Origin of the sequence: Paenibacillus sp. E222 (genome assembly GCF_013401555.1) — a bacterium.
GTDB lineage: Bacteria > Bacillota > Bacilli > Paenibacillales > Paenibacillaceae > Paenibacillus.
Window position 1 is genome coordinate 4,865,310 of record NZ_CP058552.1, and the last position, 14,473, is coordinate 4,879,782.

At 44.8% G+C, this 14,473-nt stretch carries 15 protein-coding genes and 1 pseudogene; all 16 read left to right on the forward strand.

The features are described from left to right. Positions 1 to 312: 312 nt before the first annotated feature. The 16 genes and pseudogenes from HW560_RS21875 (at position 313) to HW560_RS21940 (ending at position 14,472) form a co-directional block, all read left to right on the forward strand. A complete protein-coding gene (locus HW560_RS21875; RefSeq protein WP_179264714.1) occupies positions 313 to 525 on the forward strand; it encodes an MBL fold metallo-hydrolase in 213 nt (70 codons plus the stop codon). Between the two features lie 100 nt (positions 526 to 625). Continuing rightward, complete coding sequence (locus HW560_RS21880) at positions 626 to 835, forward strand: MBL fold metallo-hydrolase (protein WP_373565012.1); 210 nt, start codon at positions 626 to 628, stop codon at positions 833 to 835. A gap of 53 nt (positions 836 to 888) precedes the next feature. After that, positions 889 to 1,818, forward strand: a complete 930-nt coding sequence (locus HW560_RS21885) for an alpha/beta hydrolase (RefSeq protein WP_179264716.1) — start codon at positions 889 to 891, stop codon at positions 1,816 to 1,818. A gap of 590 nt (positions 1,819 to 2,408) precedes the next feature. Next, positions 2,409 to 2,567: pseudogene (locus tag HW560_RS21890) on the forward strand (sigma factor); the annotation flags it as partial. A 68-nt stretch (positions 2,568 to 2,635) separates the two neighbouring features. Then, entirely contained in the window at positions 2,636 to 2,785 is a 150-nt protein-coding gene (locus tag HW560_RS21895) for a hypothetical protein (protein ID WP_179264717.1), read from the forward strand. A 12-nt stretch (positions 2,786 to 2,797) separates the two neighbouring features. Further along, the gene (locus HW560_RS21900) at positions 2,798 to 2,962 is read left to right on the forward strand and encodes a hypothetical protein (protein ID WP_179264718.1); all 165 of its coding nucleotides are present in this window, start codon (positions 2,798 to 2,800) and stop codon (positions 2,960 to 2,962) included. 529 nt (positions 2,963 to 3,491) lie between these two features. Continuing rightward, entirely contained in the window at positions 3,492 to 3,650 is a 159-nt protein-coding gene (locus HW560_RS33530) for a hypothetical protein (protein WP_218834972.1), read from the forward strand. A gap of 6 nt (positions 3,651 to 3,656) precedes the next feature. Then, on the forward strand, positions 3,657 to 3,974 hold the full coding sequence (locus HW560_RS33535; protein ID WP_257032048.1) for a glycoside hydrolase family 5 protein: 318 nt from the start codon (positions 3,657 to 3,659) through the stop codon (positions 3,972 to 3,974). Positions 3,975 to 4,130: 156 nt separating this feature from the next. Beyond that, complete coding sequence (locus tag HW560_RS33540) at positions 4,131 to 4,610, forward strand: glycoside hydrolase family 5 protein (protein ID WP_218834974.1); 480 nt, start codon at positions 4,131 to 4,133, stop codon at positions 4,608 to 4,610. A gap of 151 nt (positions 4,611 to 4,761) precedes the next feature. Further along, entirely contained in the window at positions 4,762 to 5,295 is a 534-nt protein-coding gene (locus tag HW560_RS21910) for a transposase (protein ID WP_179264719.1), read from the forward strand. Between the two features lie 305 nt (positions 5,296 to 5,600). After that, positions 5,601 to 6,089: a transposase gene (locus HW560_RS21915; protein ID WP_179264720.1), complete on the forward strand. Its 489-nt coding sequence runs from the start codon at positions 5,601 to 5,603 to the stop codon at positions 6,087 to 6,089. Positions 6,090 to 6,408: 319 nt separating this feature from the next. Next, a complete protein-coding gene (locus HW560_RS21920; RefSeq protein ID WP_179264721.1) occupies positions 6,409 to 7,089 on the forward strand; it encodes a tannase/feruloyl esterase family alpha/beta hydrolase in 681 nt (226 codons plus the stop codon). A gap of 281 nt (positions 7,090 to 7,370) precedes the next feature. Beyond that, positions 7,371 to 8,972: a carboxylesterase/lipase family protein gene (locus HW560_RS21925; RefSeq protein WP_179264722.1), complete on the forward strand. Its 1,602-nt coding sequence runs from the start codon at positions 7,371 to 7,373 to the stop codon at positions 8,970 to 8,972. A gap of 29 nt (positions 8,973 to 9,001) precedes the next feature. Beyond that, the gene (locus tag HW560_RS21930) at positions 9,002 to 10,159 is read left to right on the forward strand and encodes an alpha/beta hydrolase (protein ID WP_179264723.1); all 1,158 of its coding nucleotides are present in this window, start codon (positions 9,002 to 9,004) and stop codon (positions 10,157 to 10,159) included. Positions 10,160 to 10,816: 657 nt separating this feature from the next. Next, positions 10,817 to 11,926: a pectin acetylesterase-family hydrolase gene (locus HW560_RS21935; protein WP_179264724.1), complete on the forward strand. Its 1,110-nt coding sequence runs from the start codon at positions 10,817 to 10,819 to the stop codon at positions 11,924 to 11,926. Positions 11,927 to 11,973: 47 nt separating this feature from the next. After that, positions 11,974 to 14,472, forward strand: coding sequence for a glycoside hydrolase family 3 protein (locus HW560_RS21940; protein WP_218834975.1), 2,499 nt, complete (start codon positions 11,974 to 11,976; stop codon positions 14,470 to 14,472). Position 14,473 lies beyond the last annotated feature (1 nt).

Genomic DNA, 14,473 nt, shown 5'->3' on the forward strand with positions numbered 1-14,473 from the left:
ATAGCTGCTAAGAAAAAATTCGTCTGGTGCAGATACAACAAGGCATGATTCTGTTAAAAAGTAAGAAGAGAGAGGTTCTCTAGCATATCGGGAACCTCTTTTGTGGTGCTTGATGAGGACCGGTCCCCTTGTATTAATTACTTAAACAATTTTTGGAGTGCCAGACTTTAGAATGCGATATATATGTTTAAATTCCTTTATTTCACCCTTAGGGCCCCTGTTCTATACTTAGGGAAAATAAGTCTACGCTAGCTTGTATAGGTCACAAAACTACGGCAAAAGGATTGGAATCTGATAGGAAGCGATAAGGCCATGCTGATTGATACTAGCTATGGCCTGACCGACATGCCGCAGGCCATTCGGGAAATCACTGCTCTCCCGCTGCAGGTCGTCAATACACACGGCCATATCGACTATACTCGCGGGAAGCACTTGTTTAATACTGTATTGTTATCCGATTTAGACAACGAGGTTTTCGAACGTCACAACGATGCTGAAGCGGTGTTCGAGCTGTTTAAAAAATGATCCCAGTTCCCATTCTACCTTTTAATTGGTTGTTATGGCCTGCCTTGAAAAGAAGGATTAAATACAGCCCGCCGGTACATCAGCCGTTGCCGAAGGTGGGATATTTGAACTGGGCGGACGCCTGGTGCGGATTATTGAAACGCCTGGACATACGATGGGATGCATCTCTTTACTGGACGAAAAGAACGGGTGGCTATTCGCAGGCGACATTAATTGTTATGGCGGCGTGCTGCTGTATTTCCCGGAATCCTCCAATGTGGAAACATTCCGAGATACCATCCGCAAGCTGCGTAATCTTGGAGACTTATAAACAAGCGTGCGACCGAGCCATAATGGATTGTGAATTCAAGGAGGATAGACGGGATGGTAAAAAGGCTTAAAATAGCTTTGATAAAATACGTATTAAGAAAAAAACGAAAGAAACTAATGAAAAAAAATCTTATTGGAGAGCGCTTTATTGTCCCAAGAGTTGGATTGGATGGAGTGGAGACGATTTTGTATCGTCCAAAGACAGCCGGCTCAGGAACAATTCCGGTTCTATTTAATGTACATGGCGGAGGATTTGTAGGCGGAGATGCTTCGCAGCTAGATTCTTATTGCAGTGAAATGGCAGAAAGAATTCCTGCATTTATCGTCAATATAAATTATAAAAAGATTGATATCCATCCCTTTCCCTATCCTCAAATGGAGTTGCATGATACGGTTCTATATTTTTCGGATCATGCAAACGACTATGGAATTGATCCATCAAAGTTTGTCTTAATTGGTTACAGTGCCGGCGCCCATTTATGTGCGGGGGCAGCAATGAAATTAAAAGAAAACGGATTTTCTCTCGCTGGTCAAATTCTTGCATATCCATTTCTAGATTTTACTTTTGGTAGAACAGACGATGTAAGTATAGATAAAACGGGAAAGGTGATGGGACTGATTGAAGAAGTTCTCTTTCCCGATTTAAATGTAAGAGAGGCGTTAGTTTCGCCTGTATTGGCAAGAAATGAAGATTTGGCAGGCCTAGCACCTGCAACAATTATTGTATGTGAAGAGGATGAACTTCTACCACAAGCAGTTCAATACGCAAAGCGGCTGGAAGAGGTTGGTGTTCCAGTTCGTTTCAAACAATATCCGGAGGCCAAGCATGGTTTTTTAGAAGTAAACCACCCTGAATATGCTGCTGAGAAGAGTATCGCTAGGTCCCCTGAGCAGGAAAAAATTATGTGTGAGTGTAAGGGGTATCTCATACAAGAATTAGCCAAATATTTCAAGGATTCGTCCGAACGGGAATGGAACATTTAAACGAAAATCCTCCGATTATTAGAACGAAAAAATTGTGAAAGCTGCACTAAGTATGTAGTAACCAATACAGAAACGACCGCAACTAAATCGAATGGGTTGTTGGAAAAGTGAGGAATAATATGGAATCAAAAAATTAATGGTTATGTCTTTCTATTTCTTTACTGCTCTGTACTCCAGCTTATTTTAAATCACCATTTTTTCTATGTCTTGTTATAGTTATTTTGGATGTTGCATTGCCAATACTGGCTTTAATGGACTTGGGAATCTTATCGCACCAAATCTCCTATATCCCAGGCTGGGTACTCTTGGCAGCTGGAATCTGTGGAATCTATTTGGCCTCAGCTATTGTGGTCAATGATTCGTTTGGTCGAACAATTTATCCGAACCCGGGACCCCTAGTTAAAGATAAGGACGGTTCGATGCTGGGGAAGATGTACACCGAATAATATTCCATTACTAAATGAAACTGATTTAAAATCAGCTATCAAGCCGACGCTGAAACGTGATGGTGCCAAAGGTTAACCGAAGTAAGGCTCCCGAGGCACTCCCATGAGTTTCTTGGGAGTTTTCTTACATCGCTTCGTGTTTATATTGTCAAAAAATTCAACAATACGGGCGAGGATTTGGAAGATTTAATCTCAATAGGCACTATCGGATTGATTAAAGCAATAGAGTCTTACTCCCCCGACAAGGGTACCAAGTTGGCCACCTTTGCCGATCGATGTATTAAAAACGATTACATTAATCACGGTACTCTTGAACTAACGCTGGAACAGAGTCTGCAATTTGAGATGGACTTTAAGAAGATGTACAAGCGATGAAGACCGAAATCCCCGGCATGGGCATCTTCCTGTTAGATACCCCGGCTTCCGGGTTTGACCCGGAACTTCTGGGTATACAGCATACCTTTATTCTTGACCAAGCGTTTTCTCAACCTGTAAAGAATGACATCAGCCTTCATGATTAGATGTGGAGTGCAGTGAATGGAACTGTTACCGACGTAGATCGATGCAGCAGCGAGAATGTCTTGTTGGTCATCGGTAAAAACGGAATGGAATTCGCGAAGTTCAAAATCGTTCTTGCCAGCTCGATAGAAGATGGGATTTGTCATGACTTGGCGAAGCGGGGTATTCAAAATCAATAAGAGCAATGTAACTCTATCATCAAGAAAAGAGGGAATTGGTATGCCCAATGACGGTACATTTGAATTGCTTGCCGGATTGCAAAGTAAAAACCAGTCCGCTATGACTGTATAACGGGCCTGTTTACAATATGATTCCCGGGAGTGCATGATTACCTTGGTCTATTCCGGTTGTTACTGTATCAAGTCTCCCATTACAATCGTTCCCCAGCGGCCCGGCTTGATCTACATCGACGGCAAGGCAAAGGAAGCCCTGTGATCGAAAAGCCCACGACGATGTTCGGACAGTTGGGCGGCATTGTCGCCCGGGAATATTTGCTGGAACATGATCGGGAATATGAGATTCGCTATGCAGTCAGAATGGAGATAAGGCGGTGTCTCGAACGGTCTCCTACGTTGCTATTATACTGAGGTGTGCCGCAGAACGAGAAAACCCTTGCCGGAGGATAAGGTGCGGTGCTCCAGGATAGATTCCGGCTTTTCGAGTTGAAAGCTGTGCAGAAACCCAAATATATAAACAGGGGAAATAACAATGAAGCGTATCAAAGGCGTAAACTTGGGCAATTGGCTTGTTCTGGAAAAGTGGATGAATCCGACTATGTTTGCTGGCACGGAGTGCGAGGATGAGACATGGTTTTGCAGAACCTTGCCCCAGGAATTGAAGATGGACCGATATCACCAGCATCGATAGACATATATTACTGAACGTGATTTTGCTTATATTGCAGATAAAGGATTGAATGCCATACGGATTCCTGTTCCCTATTTCATCTTCGGAGATGTGAAGCCGTTCGTTGGCTGTGTGGAGTATCTGGATAAGGCCTTTAATTGGGCGGAGAAATACGGCCTACAGATTCTGATCGACCTTCATACTGCACCGGGCAGTCAGAATGGTTTCGATAACGGAGGAATCTGTGGGGTATGCAAGTGGGGCCAGAATCCGGAGGAAGTAGAATTTGTTCTGAACGTACTGGAGCGTCTGGCGCAGCGCTATGGGAACCGTGAAGGATTATGAGGGATCGAGATCCTCAATGAGCCGATAATCGATGAACTGTGGAAGCTTTGGAATATTCCCAAACGTTACCCGGCAGTTGATGAGGAGGAAGCGGAGGGATCAACTGGAATCCCGAAAGACCTTCTGCGTAGCTTCTATATTGAGGCCTACCGCAGAATGAGAAAAACTTTGCCGGAGGATAAGGTGGTTGTGTTCCATGATGGATTCCAGCTTCTCGAGTGGAAAGACTTCATGAGAGAAGAGGAGTTCGTGAATGTCGTTCTGGATACCCATCAGTATCTTATGGCGGCAGATAATCCGGAGTGCAGTAACAAATTGGAGGATTACATTGAATATATCGAGAATAACTTCGTAAAGGGTGTTGGCGAGATGCAGAAATATTTTCCGGTCATCATCGGAGAGTGGTGTATCTTTAACAGCACGGAGGGTCTTAAGGGGATGAGCCGAGATGATCAAAAGCAAATTTATCAACAAATTGCCCATGCAAAGCTGCAGGCTTGGGAGAATGGGGCTGGATGGTTCTACTGGAGCTACAAGCTGCTGCTGGATACAGTGAATGTAGCTGGATCCGAGGGCTTGGACAGCTTTGATATGGGAAAATGTTTTGATCAGGACTGGCTGCCAAATCAGTTTTGATAAAATCTTATCTAGAGTGAAGGGCAGAACAACCTGCCCCTCCTCATCAAACCGTACGACAGACTGTCTAACAATTATTTAAAAATCTTCATTTTCGGCATGAAAATAAAAGACATTTGTCGAATCTCTATATCAAGGGAGATGAGCGTGTATGCCTTATGTCGAAGGTGAAGATAGACATCAAATTTATTTACTGCCCAATACGTTGGATGACTTTGTCGAAGAAGAAAGTCCTGTCCGAGTCATCGATGCTTACGTCGATAGTTTGGTCCGAGAAGAATTGGAGTTTCGGGTTTATTCAGGTACCAAAGCGGGACAAAAACCTTATCACCGGGAAGATCTTCTCAAGCTCTACCTTTACTGCTATATGAACGGCATCCGCTCCCCTCGCAAGATGGAAACCGAAACGAAAAAAAACATTGAACTGATGTGGCTAATTGGCAAACTTCAGCCGGACCACGGCACGCTATCTGATTTCATGAAAAATAACCAATCAGCCATAAAGAAGCTGTTTAGAGAGTTCAACTTAATGTTAAAAGGTTTCGGATTGATTGATGGTCAACTTGTCGCCATTGACGGCACAAAAATAAAGGCAAACTGCTCTAAAAAGCATCACATTAATGCCACTATTATCGGTAAGAAACTAGAGCATATCAATGAAAAAAATAGATGCATATTTGCATGAATTTTTAAAGGAGGACAATCGTCAAAAAAAGCAAGAAATCACTGGAAAGTTAAACGTCTATCAGAAGAGAATGCATGCGTTGCAGGTAATTAGGTGAAAACCAGCTTTGTGTTACCGATCCGGCTGCCAAATCAATGAAAAACAACGGAAAGTATGAAATTTGTTTCAATGTTCAAACTGCAGTGGACAGCAAATATAAACTAATCATGGACTGCGATACGGTCAATGATATCAACGACCAAGGGCAGTTATCTAATATGGTCGCATAAAATAAAGGTTTTTTTCGTGATCAAAAAACTACAAATGTGGCCGATACAGGCTATTATAATTACCTTGAAATAATTAACGTTGTTGACGAAAGCACAGAACTCTTAATTAAGCCGCAAAAGGGAAAGCAAAACAAGGTGTCCAGTGGATTTGATAAAGCGAACATTAAATATGATTCCATAAACGATAGATATATTTGCCCGTTGGGTTATGAATTACCTTTCAAATGGAATGGAAAACAAGATGGGAAAGAGTATAGGCGTTACACTTGCGAAGCCTTCGTTTTTTGTGGACAAAAAGAGTCCTGTACTTCTGCCAAAGGCGGAAGGTCGGTAACCAGACTTAGTGACGAAGAAGTAATCGAACAAATTACCGAAAATACGCGTAAACAAAGTAATATTTATAAGCAAAGAGGACACATTGTTGAACACCCTTTCGGGACGATAAAACGTCACTGGGGCTATACATACTTTTTAACACGAGGGTTGGCATCAGTAGGTACTGAGACCAATTTGTCTTGTCTATAATTTAAAGAGAATGATCAAAATTGCATGAATCCACGTTTTAAAGAGTACTCAGCTATCAGTTGTTAGACAGTCAGACGTATGGTTTGATGAGGTGGACGAATTGGACAAAAAACTGATCGGTCGAGGTCTGCGATTCGTACACTACACGGACGACAGTAATATCTTTGTGGGGAGTAAGAGAGCGGGAAGCATCTTATGGAATCGATGAACCGGTTTACAGAAAGAAAGCGAAAAGTGAAACGGGAGGAAAGTGTGGTAGCCAGACCCTGGCACTGGAAGTTCTTAAGGTTTAGATTCCTGTGGCTATTCTCACTTTCCTTTGGGACTTTCCGCTCAAAGCAATAAGGATGAGTTTGCTAAAGGTTTTCTTTATCTATTCCGCTGGATTTTCGGCAAAGACTTCGACTTCACGAAGTTTGATTTTAATCATGATGTAGATTTTGTTGACGAACAGTTGGCCCCGATTCTTAATGCAAATAGCACAGAATTGCAGGATTTTAAGAACGCCGGCGGAAAAATCATCATGCTGCACGGCACGGCCGACCCGATTATCCCGTACACGGACTCCCTACAATACTATGAGCGGGTGATCCAAGCACAGAACGGTCTAGAGAATACGCAAACGTTCTTTCGGTATTTCATCATCCCGGGGCTTGCTCATGTCTTCGATGGTCCCGGCGTTCAGGACATTGGAATCAGATTCCGGGCAACGCCCAAGGATAGAGAGCATGACGCGCTTACCGCACTTTCCTCATGGGTAGAAGAGGGGATTGCTCCAGAACGGCTACTTCCTGTTGCCTTTAAAAATGGTTCTTTGCTGAATGGTTTTTTATTAGACGAATACGAACATGAAAGGCCTGTATACACCTATCCGAACCAAGCGGTATATGAATCGGGAGATCCGAATAATCCGGAAAAATATAGGAAAGTGAAGCTGATTTTTTGGAAATTTTCCAAAACTTGCTCCCGAGTACCTGGCTTGATGCTACAACTCAGTTAAATGAGATAATTTATCATACAGGCAAAGATACTAGCTTTGCTGACGCCGAAATACAATGGCGTCAGCTTTTTTTATAATTGTGTACCGACAACTTAATAACGAGATATGTATGTTTGTATTCCTCTATATCAACCGCTAAATACCCGGACCTATAATTATATTGTGACCGATGAAAATGAGGGGAGCAGTAGGATGGTTTACGAAAAAAGTGAAAGATATAAAATGTTAGGAAATAAGAACTTCATCCAAAGTGATGGATTAGGATTGGGGGAGTTGCTTCTATGAAATATGGAGAAAAAGGGTGGTCACTGGTTAAGGAAGCTAATCCGGTTGTAGAGATTAATACCGGGAAAATCAAAGGGTTTAACCGGAATGGGAATGGTGTTTTTTTAGGGATTCCCTATGGTGACAACTGCGATGGAGAATATCGCTTCAAAGAGCCCCGTCCCGCTCTTCCATGGGACGGTATATGGGATTGCACGCGATACGGTCCTATTGCAATGCAAGAGCAGGGGTCACTTGAAGGAGTACCGGAACCAGTGAGAAAAATACTGCTGGATTATGGGAATCATTTTACCGGAGGTATTCCGTTTGACAAGAGTAAAGAATATTGCGATGAGAATTGCTTAGTACTGAACGTGGTAACTCCTGGAGTTGATGAGAAAAAACGGCCGGTCATGGTTTATATTCATGGTGGTGGTTATACATCCGGCTCGGGAGCAGTAATAGCAGCCATTTGTGATTCTTTGGTGGATGAAGAAGACGTTGTGATTGTGACCGTTAATCATAGATTAAATATTTTTGGAGGACTGTATCTTGGAGAGTTTGATGAGGCATACGCTAATTCTGGAATTGTAGGGCAGTTAGACCTCGTTATGGCTCTGCAGTGGGTCAAGAACAATATTCAAAAGTTCGGCGGTGATCCAGCTAATGTTACTTTAATTGGTGAATCCGGCGGCGGAATAAAAATCGGTCACCTGATGGCAATGCCTGATGCAAAAGGCCTGTTTTCAAAAGCAATTAATATTAGCGGATCCATTCCGATCGGAGCCAAAACAAAAGAACAGGGAACGGCAGAAACCTTGAAAGTTTTGGAGCAATTGGGGATTGCAAAAGAGGACTGGAGAAAGCTTCTGGAATTACCTGCAGAAACGATAACGGATAGTCTTCGAGGGTTAAGGTTGATACAGGAAGACACTACTCCTTTTTATCCAACACCGGATGGGGTACATATTCCATTTAATGTTGAACGCGACTATAAAGCCTATGCTGTTTCAGCAGAGGTGCCGCTTCTGGTAGGTGCTTCAGAGGAAGAATTGCATATGGACTTATTAAAGAATCCGAAGATGACTTGGGAAAATGTAAGAACCGAACTGCTTAATCAAGAATTTGCGGAGGTGCAATCCTTAAAGGGGCTGTCAGAAAGTAATGTAGACACGCTAATCCAGACCTTCCGGAATGCGTGCAACGACCAAAAACATCCATGGCAGATTTTAGTGCAAATTGTTTCCATGCGTCATTTTCTAGGGGGAGGAGCCTATAAGTCGGCCATTGCAAAAGCAGGGCAAAAGACTGCGCCGGTATGGCACTATATGACGAGCTATGATACTCCGATACCTGGCGTGGAAGGTTTGGCTTGTGCGTGGCATACAGCTGAATTACCATTGATTTTTCGTGCTGTTTATCATGAAGAAGCTGAGAAGCTTTCACGGCTCTTGGCGCACTCCTTTGCTTCTTTTGCCCGGACTGATTCTCCGGAAACGGATGAGCTGGATTGGCCTGAATTCACCATGGAAGATAAGAAAACAATGTTATTTGACGAGAAATGTACCTGGAAATATGATCCCTATAAAACTATTCACGATATTCTGGCAGTCTTTTAAGTAGATAATATTATTTAGGGAGGATAGTTATGAGGAAATATGATGAATCCGATCTTAAACACTTGCAGGATAAATATGAAACTGTTGAGTTAAACGGAGTTACTATCCAAGTCAAAAAGATTCCCGGCGAAGAACGGGAGGGTTATATGGATCCATGGGTAATTGAAACCATTAATCCGGCAGCACTTACCCGGGCTGATGGAGCTATTACAGAGAACACAAACGCAACACTGGATGCAATGATGAGCCAAATGAGTCCAGAGCAATTTTTGGTTGCCCTTCGTAATGTGATGGAAGGTTCAGCTACTGATTCTACCTTCAAAGAGGAGTGGTTCGAATGCGATATCGACGTACAACTGGAGGAGCTGATACTTCATGGAAACCGGGTAGGACTCTGGCGTTATAATGTACCTGGTGATGAATACGGATTGCGCCCCTGCTTCATTCATATTCATGGCGGAGGCTGGTTTGCGGGCCATCCCAGAGGGAACGATAATTTCTTGAGATACATTGCCGAAAAAGCGGATGCAGTGGTATTTGATATTGATTATTCCCTGTCACCGGAGTTCCAGTATCCAAATGGCTTGAATGATTGCTACAACGCCTTGAAGCACATTCACGAACATTCGGAAGTATATGGTGTTGATAAGAATAGGATCGCTGTAGGAGGCGGAAGCGCGGGAGGCAATTATACTACTGCACTCGCGCTCCGGGCCCGGGACGAAGGTCTTCCCTTGATTGCATTGCAAATTCCGATGGTTCCTGCAGTTCTTTTAGCAAAGGATGGAGCTGCCGCTGGCTACACATGGGATCCGTCTCAATTTACAGTTGCACCTGAGACACAAAGGTTCGTCCCTGAGATTAAGGACCCCCAACATGATCCGCATATGGATATCATGATAGCTGGTTATCTGGGAGATGCCGATCCAACAGATCCGTATGCGTCACCCCTGCTGGCAGAAAATTTTACGGGCCTGCCACCGGCTCTGATCATCACCAGCGAATTTGACGCACTTCGCCTTCAAGGTGAATTTTACGGCAGCCAGCTTGCAAATGCGAATGTTCCTGTGCGGATTATCCGTTATAAAGGTCAGACCCATAGCAGTGTTGGCAACAGTACATTCGGCATCGTTCCACAGAGTGAGGATTGCGCCTTCGAAATCGTCAAAGCGATTGGCGAGCTTTGATACAAAATTGACTATCCTCAGGCGTAATATAAAAAGTCCCGGTTCAGTTTTCCGAATCGGGACTTTTATAATCTTATATTGGATAAGAAAACCTTCGAAATATTCCAGTACCAGGAGGGCCATTGCATTCCTGGCATATTTAAACTCGTCATGGCCAGAGCAAATGATACAGCGGATTATGCACAATGAACTTCATAATCCTGCCATGAAACAGTCATATCTAAGCCCTCTACGACATTTGCCGTAAACGATTAGCAGCTGGTACACAATTTAATAATTTGGTTCCTTCGGTTGGAGCTAGACTCCCATTTCAGTTGAGATAAACCCCATTATAAGAATCCGTGAAACGGCTGGCAATGTCTATAGAGTGGAAATCGGCTGCAACTTTCAAATGCGATATGCATGTTTGGATTCCATTATTTCGAAGCTTAAATATGTAGAACTATAATGAAGTTAATTCAACCATTAAGGAATTTATATTGTCTTTTGTTATGCTTTAATTATATTGATATTTCATGGTTGGAAAGTTGTTGTATGGATGGGAGCGTTATTAGGAAAAGGGAGAGTGTAGTTAGAGCGAAATGACTAACTCTATCTTAGGGCCAATTATGAACACGCTTTTTTGTATTGGAGAATAACTTTAAAGGAGCGAAGCTTATGTTGGAAAATAGTATTGAAGCATATAAAAAGTATTTGCAAGAGCATCAGTTACCAGTATTAGAGGGTGTACCAGATTCAGGAAAGTGGTATAGAGTCCCGGTTCCAGGAGCTACTTGTGCAGGAGGATCTCCTTACTGGGGATATCTGAGAAAAGGAACAGAGTCAGGCCTCATTGTATTCTTCTTAGGTGGAGGCGTATCACTTAATGCATATACGGCAGCGCGGCCAACACGACTAAGTGTACCGGGTGAGAATTTTTATTTTGACGAGCATTCATTACCGTTTAACGATGCGGCATTTGACCGGGGAATATTTGATGATGCGCCGGAGAATCCTTTCCGGAACTGGAGCTGCATCTTTGTCAGCTATGCTACAGGTGATTTTCATGTGGGAAATGGCGATTATCACTATACAGCACCGGACGGATCTCCAGCTGTGCTGCATCATCATGGCTACACCAATTACAGCGGGCTTATGCAGCAAGCAGTAAAGCATCTTTCAACACCCGCAAAACTGCTAATTACCGGCACAAGCGGGGGCGCCTTCGGTGCTTCGGCTCTGGCCTCAGACGTCATGAGTTATTTTCCTAATTGCCGTGATGTAACTGTATGCCCTGACAGTGCTTTGCTTCTTTATAACCAATGGAATACAATAGCCCAAAATGTCTGGCAGTCGAATGAGAAAATTTGGAAGCAGATTCAGGGTCCAAATATTACTCTTGATTGGTTGCGCGCCCTCTATGCCGAGAAGGGGGATGATGTACGGTATCTATATGTTAATTCCATTAGAGATAGTGCTTTCGCAATGTATCAACACTATATTGATAGTGGCACTATGGAAATTACGAGGGAACACTGCCTGAAATTCCAGAAGGATCTCAAAGAGATGGTTGATACGCTGAAGAATGAGATCCCCGGCATTAATTTTTTTCTGTTCGAGAACCCGACTGAGAATTTACAACCAGAATTAATGGGGACAATGCATACGCTGATCCACGATCCCGAATTTTCCCGTCCAGTCAAAGGCGGCATCAGCCTGCGGGATTGGCTATGGAGTGCCGTGAATGATACGGTTTCCGATGTAGGTATGGAACTTCTTGACGCATAAATAATTTTTACGCCACCATACTTTTTAATAAAAGGAGAATGACGTTATTGGAATTATACCCCTATGAATTGGAGCACATCGATACCTTACGTAATCATGCATCAGAATGTATGGTTCTGTTGAAGACAAACGGCGACTTCCCACTTAGAAATACTGGTGAGATCGCCCTGTACGGCAGTGGCTCGCGCCAGACGATCAAAGGCGGTACCGGATCAGGTGACGTGAACTCCAGGTACTATGTCACCGTGGAGCAAGGCTTGGAGAATGCTGGGTTTACTATCACCACCAAGGACTGGATGGATCGTTACGATTGTGTGCAGAAGCAGGCTCATCAGGAGTTTGTTGCTGGCATCAAGTCCAAGGCTCAGGCCACCGGCGTTCCAGCGATCATGCTGGGTATGGGCGCGGTGATGCCGGAACCGGAATACGAACTGCCATTTGAGGCAGTGGGCGATACGGCGATTTACGTGCTTTCGCGCATTTCAGGGGAAGGATCGGATCGTAATGCTGTAGACGGTGATTTGAAGCTGACCCAGACTGAGATTCGTGATATTTTGAATCTTGCAAAAACCTACAAGCACTTCATGCTGGTGCTGAATGTGGGCGGTGTGGTCGACCTGACACCGGTGCTAGAGGTGCCAAATATCCTGATTTTGTCCCAGTTGGGCGTGGTTACCGGCGATGCGCTCGCGGATGTGCTTCTCGGCCAAAGCTATCCCTCCGGCAAGCTGACTGCCACCTGGTCTGCCTGGGGTGATTATTCCCAGATAGGAGATTTCGGCCAAGAGGACGATACCCGCTACCGCGAGGGCGTATATGTAGGCTACCGCTATTTTGACAGCGCAGCCAAAACACCGCTTTTCCCCTTTGGCTACGGTCTGGGCTATACGCAATTCAGTATTGTTGAGTCAGTTGTCTCATTGGACGGCAGCCATGTCAATGTTACCGTAACTGTTAAAAACATGGGTTCTACTTCTGGGAAGGAGGTAGTTCAACTGTACGTCTCGGTTCCTTCAGGCAAACTGGACCAGCCATTCCAGACGCTCGCGGCCTTTACCAAGACCAAAGAGCTGGCTGCAGCGCAGTCTCAGCAGGTTACCTTGAGCTTTGCAATGGAAGAGTTGTCCTCATTCGACACAGAGCGGGCCGTTGATGTGCTGGAAGCGGGTGATTATCTGCTGCGCGTAGGAAACAGCAGCCGGGACACCCGTATTTGCGGCATCATTCGGATGGACCAAGAGTTAATTATACGGCAGCTGTCCCACGCAGGTGGAACGCCGGATTTCGACGACTGGAAGCCGGAAGCGCAGCAATGGACTTATGCCGGGGAAGCCGATGAAAGAGCCAATGCTCCGGTATTGGATCTTAGTGCAAATGCTTTTGCCGCAGTGTTGAAGCCTGTTGTGCCGGAAATCGACTCAGCCGTACGGGATCTGGTCGAAGGCCTATCAGACAGTGAATTGGCCTGGCTCTGTGTAGGGCATTATCGCTCCGGCAACGAGAGCGGCAGCGTCATCGGCAATGCAGCCTTTGCGGTAGCAGGTGCGGCTGGGGAGACCACCACGCGGCTGAAAGAAAAGGGCGTTCCTTCTCTTGTCATGTCAGATGGTCCGGCCGGTCTGCGGCTCAGCCGTCAGTACGGTGTGGATGAATCAGGCGTTTACGCTGTAGGAGATTCAATTCCGTCGGCACTTCTTGATTTTATGGATGATACGGTGATGCAGGCTCTCGGATTGCAAAAATCGGGCGGAGCGGAGCGTAGTGGCAGGATTTTCGACCAGTATTGTACCGCATTGCCTATCGGTACGGCTCTAGCTCAAAGCTGGAATCTGGATTTCTGCCGAGCCTGTGGTGATATCGTAGGTGATGAGATGGAGCGCTTTGGTGTGCATCTGTGGCTTGCTCCGGCATTTAACATACACCGTAGTCCGCTATGCGGCCGGAATTATGAATATTTCTCCGAAGACCCGCTTATCAGTGGCAGAGTGGCTGCAGCCATTACGCTGGGTGTGCAGCGTCATCCCGGCTGTGGTGTAACAATTAAGCACTACGTAGCTAACAATCAGGAAACCAACCGTTTCCGCTCTAATAGTGTCGTCAGCGAACGAGCTCTGCGGGACATCTATATGCGCGGGTTCAAAATCTGCATCGAAGAATCACAGCCCCACACCTTAATGACCTCCTATAATTTACTCAACGGGGTTCACACCTCTGAGCGTAAAGACATTATCGACGGTGTTTTACGCGAGGAATGGGGCTTTGACGGGATAGTCATTTCGGACTGGGTCGTTGGCGGTGTTCAACATGGGGTTAAAAAGTATCCTTACGCTACGGCAGCAAAGAGCATTAAGGCTGGCAACGATGTGATGATGCCCGGCGGCGAGGCGGATTACACGGATGTGCTAACGGCCCTTGCTGGCACGAACAAAGCTGTCACACTAACACGTAAGGAAGTTCAGGATTGTGCTGCACGCATTATCCATATAGCGCTCCGACTGACGGAAGCCCAAACAGAGCCATCTATCATTAATGGAATGGGAGTCTGAA

Bases quoted from the DNA above. Each gene is read 5' to 3' on its own strand.
- HW560_RS33530 (WP_218834972.1), top strand. From the start codon at position 3,492: ATGAAGCGTATCAAAGGCGTAAACTTGGGCAATTGGCTTGTTCTGGAA.
- HW560_RS21885 (WP_179264716.1), top strand. From the start codon at position 889: ATGGTAAAAAGGCTTAAAATAGCTTTGATAAAATACGTATTAAGAAAA.
- HW560_RS21910 (WP_179264719.1), top strand. From the start codon at position 4,762: ATGCCTTATGTCGAAGGTGAAGATAGACATCAAATTTATTTACTGCCC.
- HW560_RS33540 (WP_218834974.1), top strand. From the start codon at position 4,131: ATGAGAAAAACTTTGCCGGAGGATAAGGTGGTTGTGTTCCATGATGGA.
- HW560_RS21875 (WP_179264714.1), top strand. From the start codon at position 313: ATGCTGATTGATACTAGCTATGGCCTGACCGACATGCCGCAGGCCATT.
- HW560_RS21925 (WP_179264722.1), top strand. From the start codon at position 7,371: ATGAAATATGGAGAAAAAGGGTGGTCACTGGTTAAGGAAGCTAATCCG.
- HW560_RS21935 (WP_179264724.1), top strand. From the start codon at position 10,817: ATGTTGGAAAATAGTATTGAAGCATATAAAAAGTATTTGCAAGAGCAT.
- HW560_RS21930 (WP_179264723.1), top strand. From the start codon at position 9,002: ATGAGGAAATATGATGAATCCGATCTTAAACACTTGCAGGATAAATAT.
- HW560_RS21895 (WP_179264717.1), top strand. From the start codon at position 2,636: ATGAAGACCGAAATCCCCGGCATGGGCATCTTCCTGTTAGATACCCCG.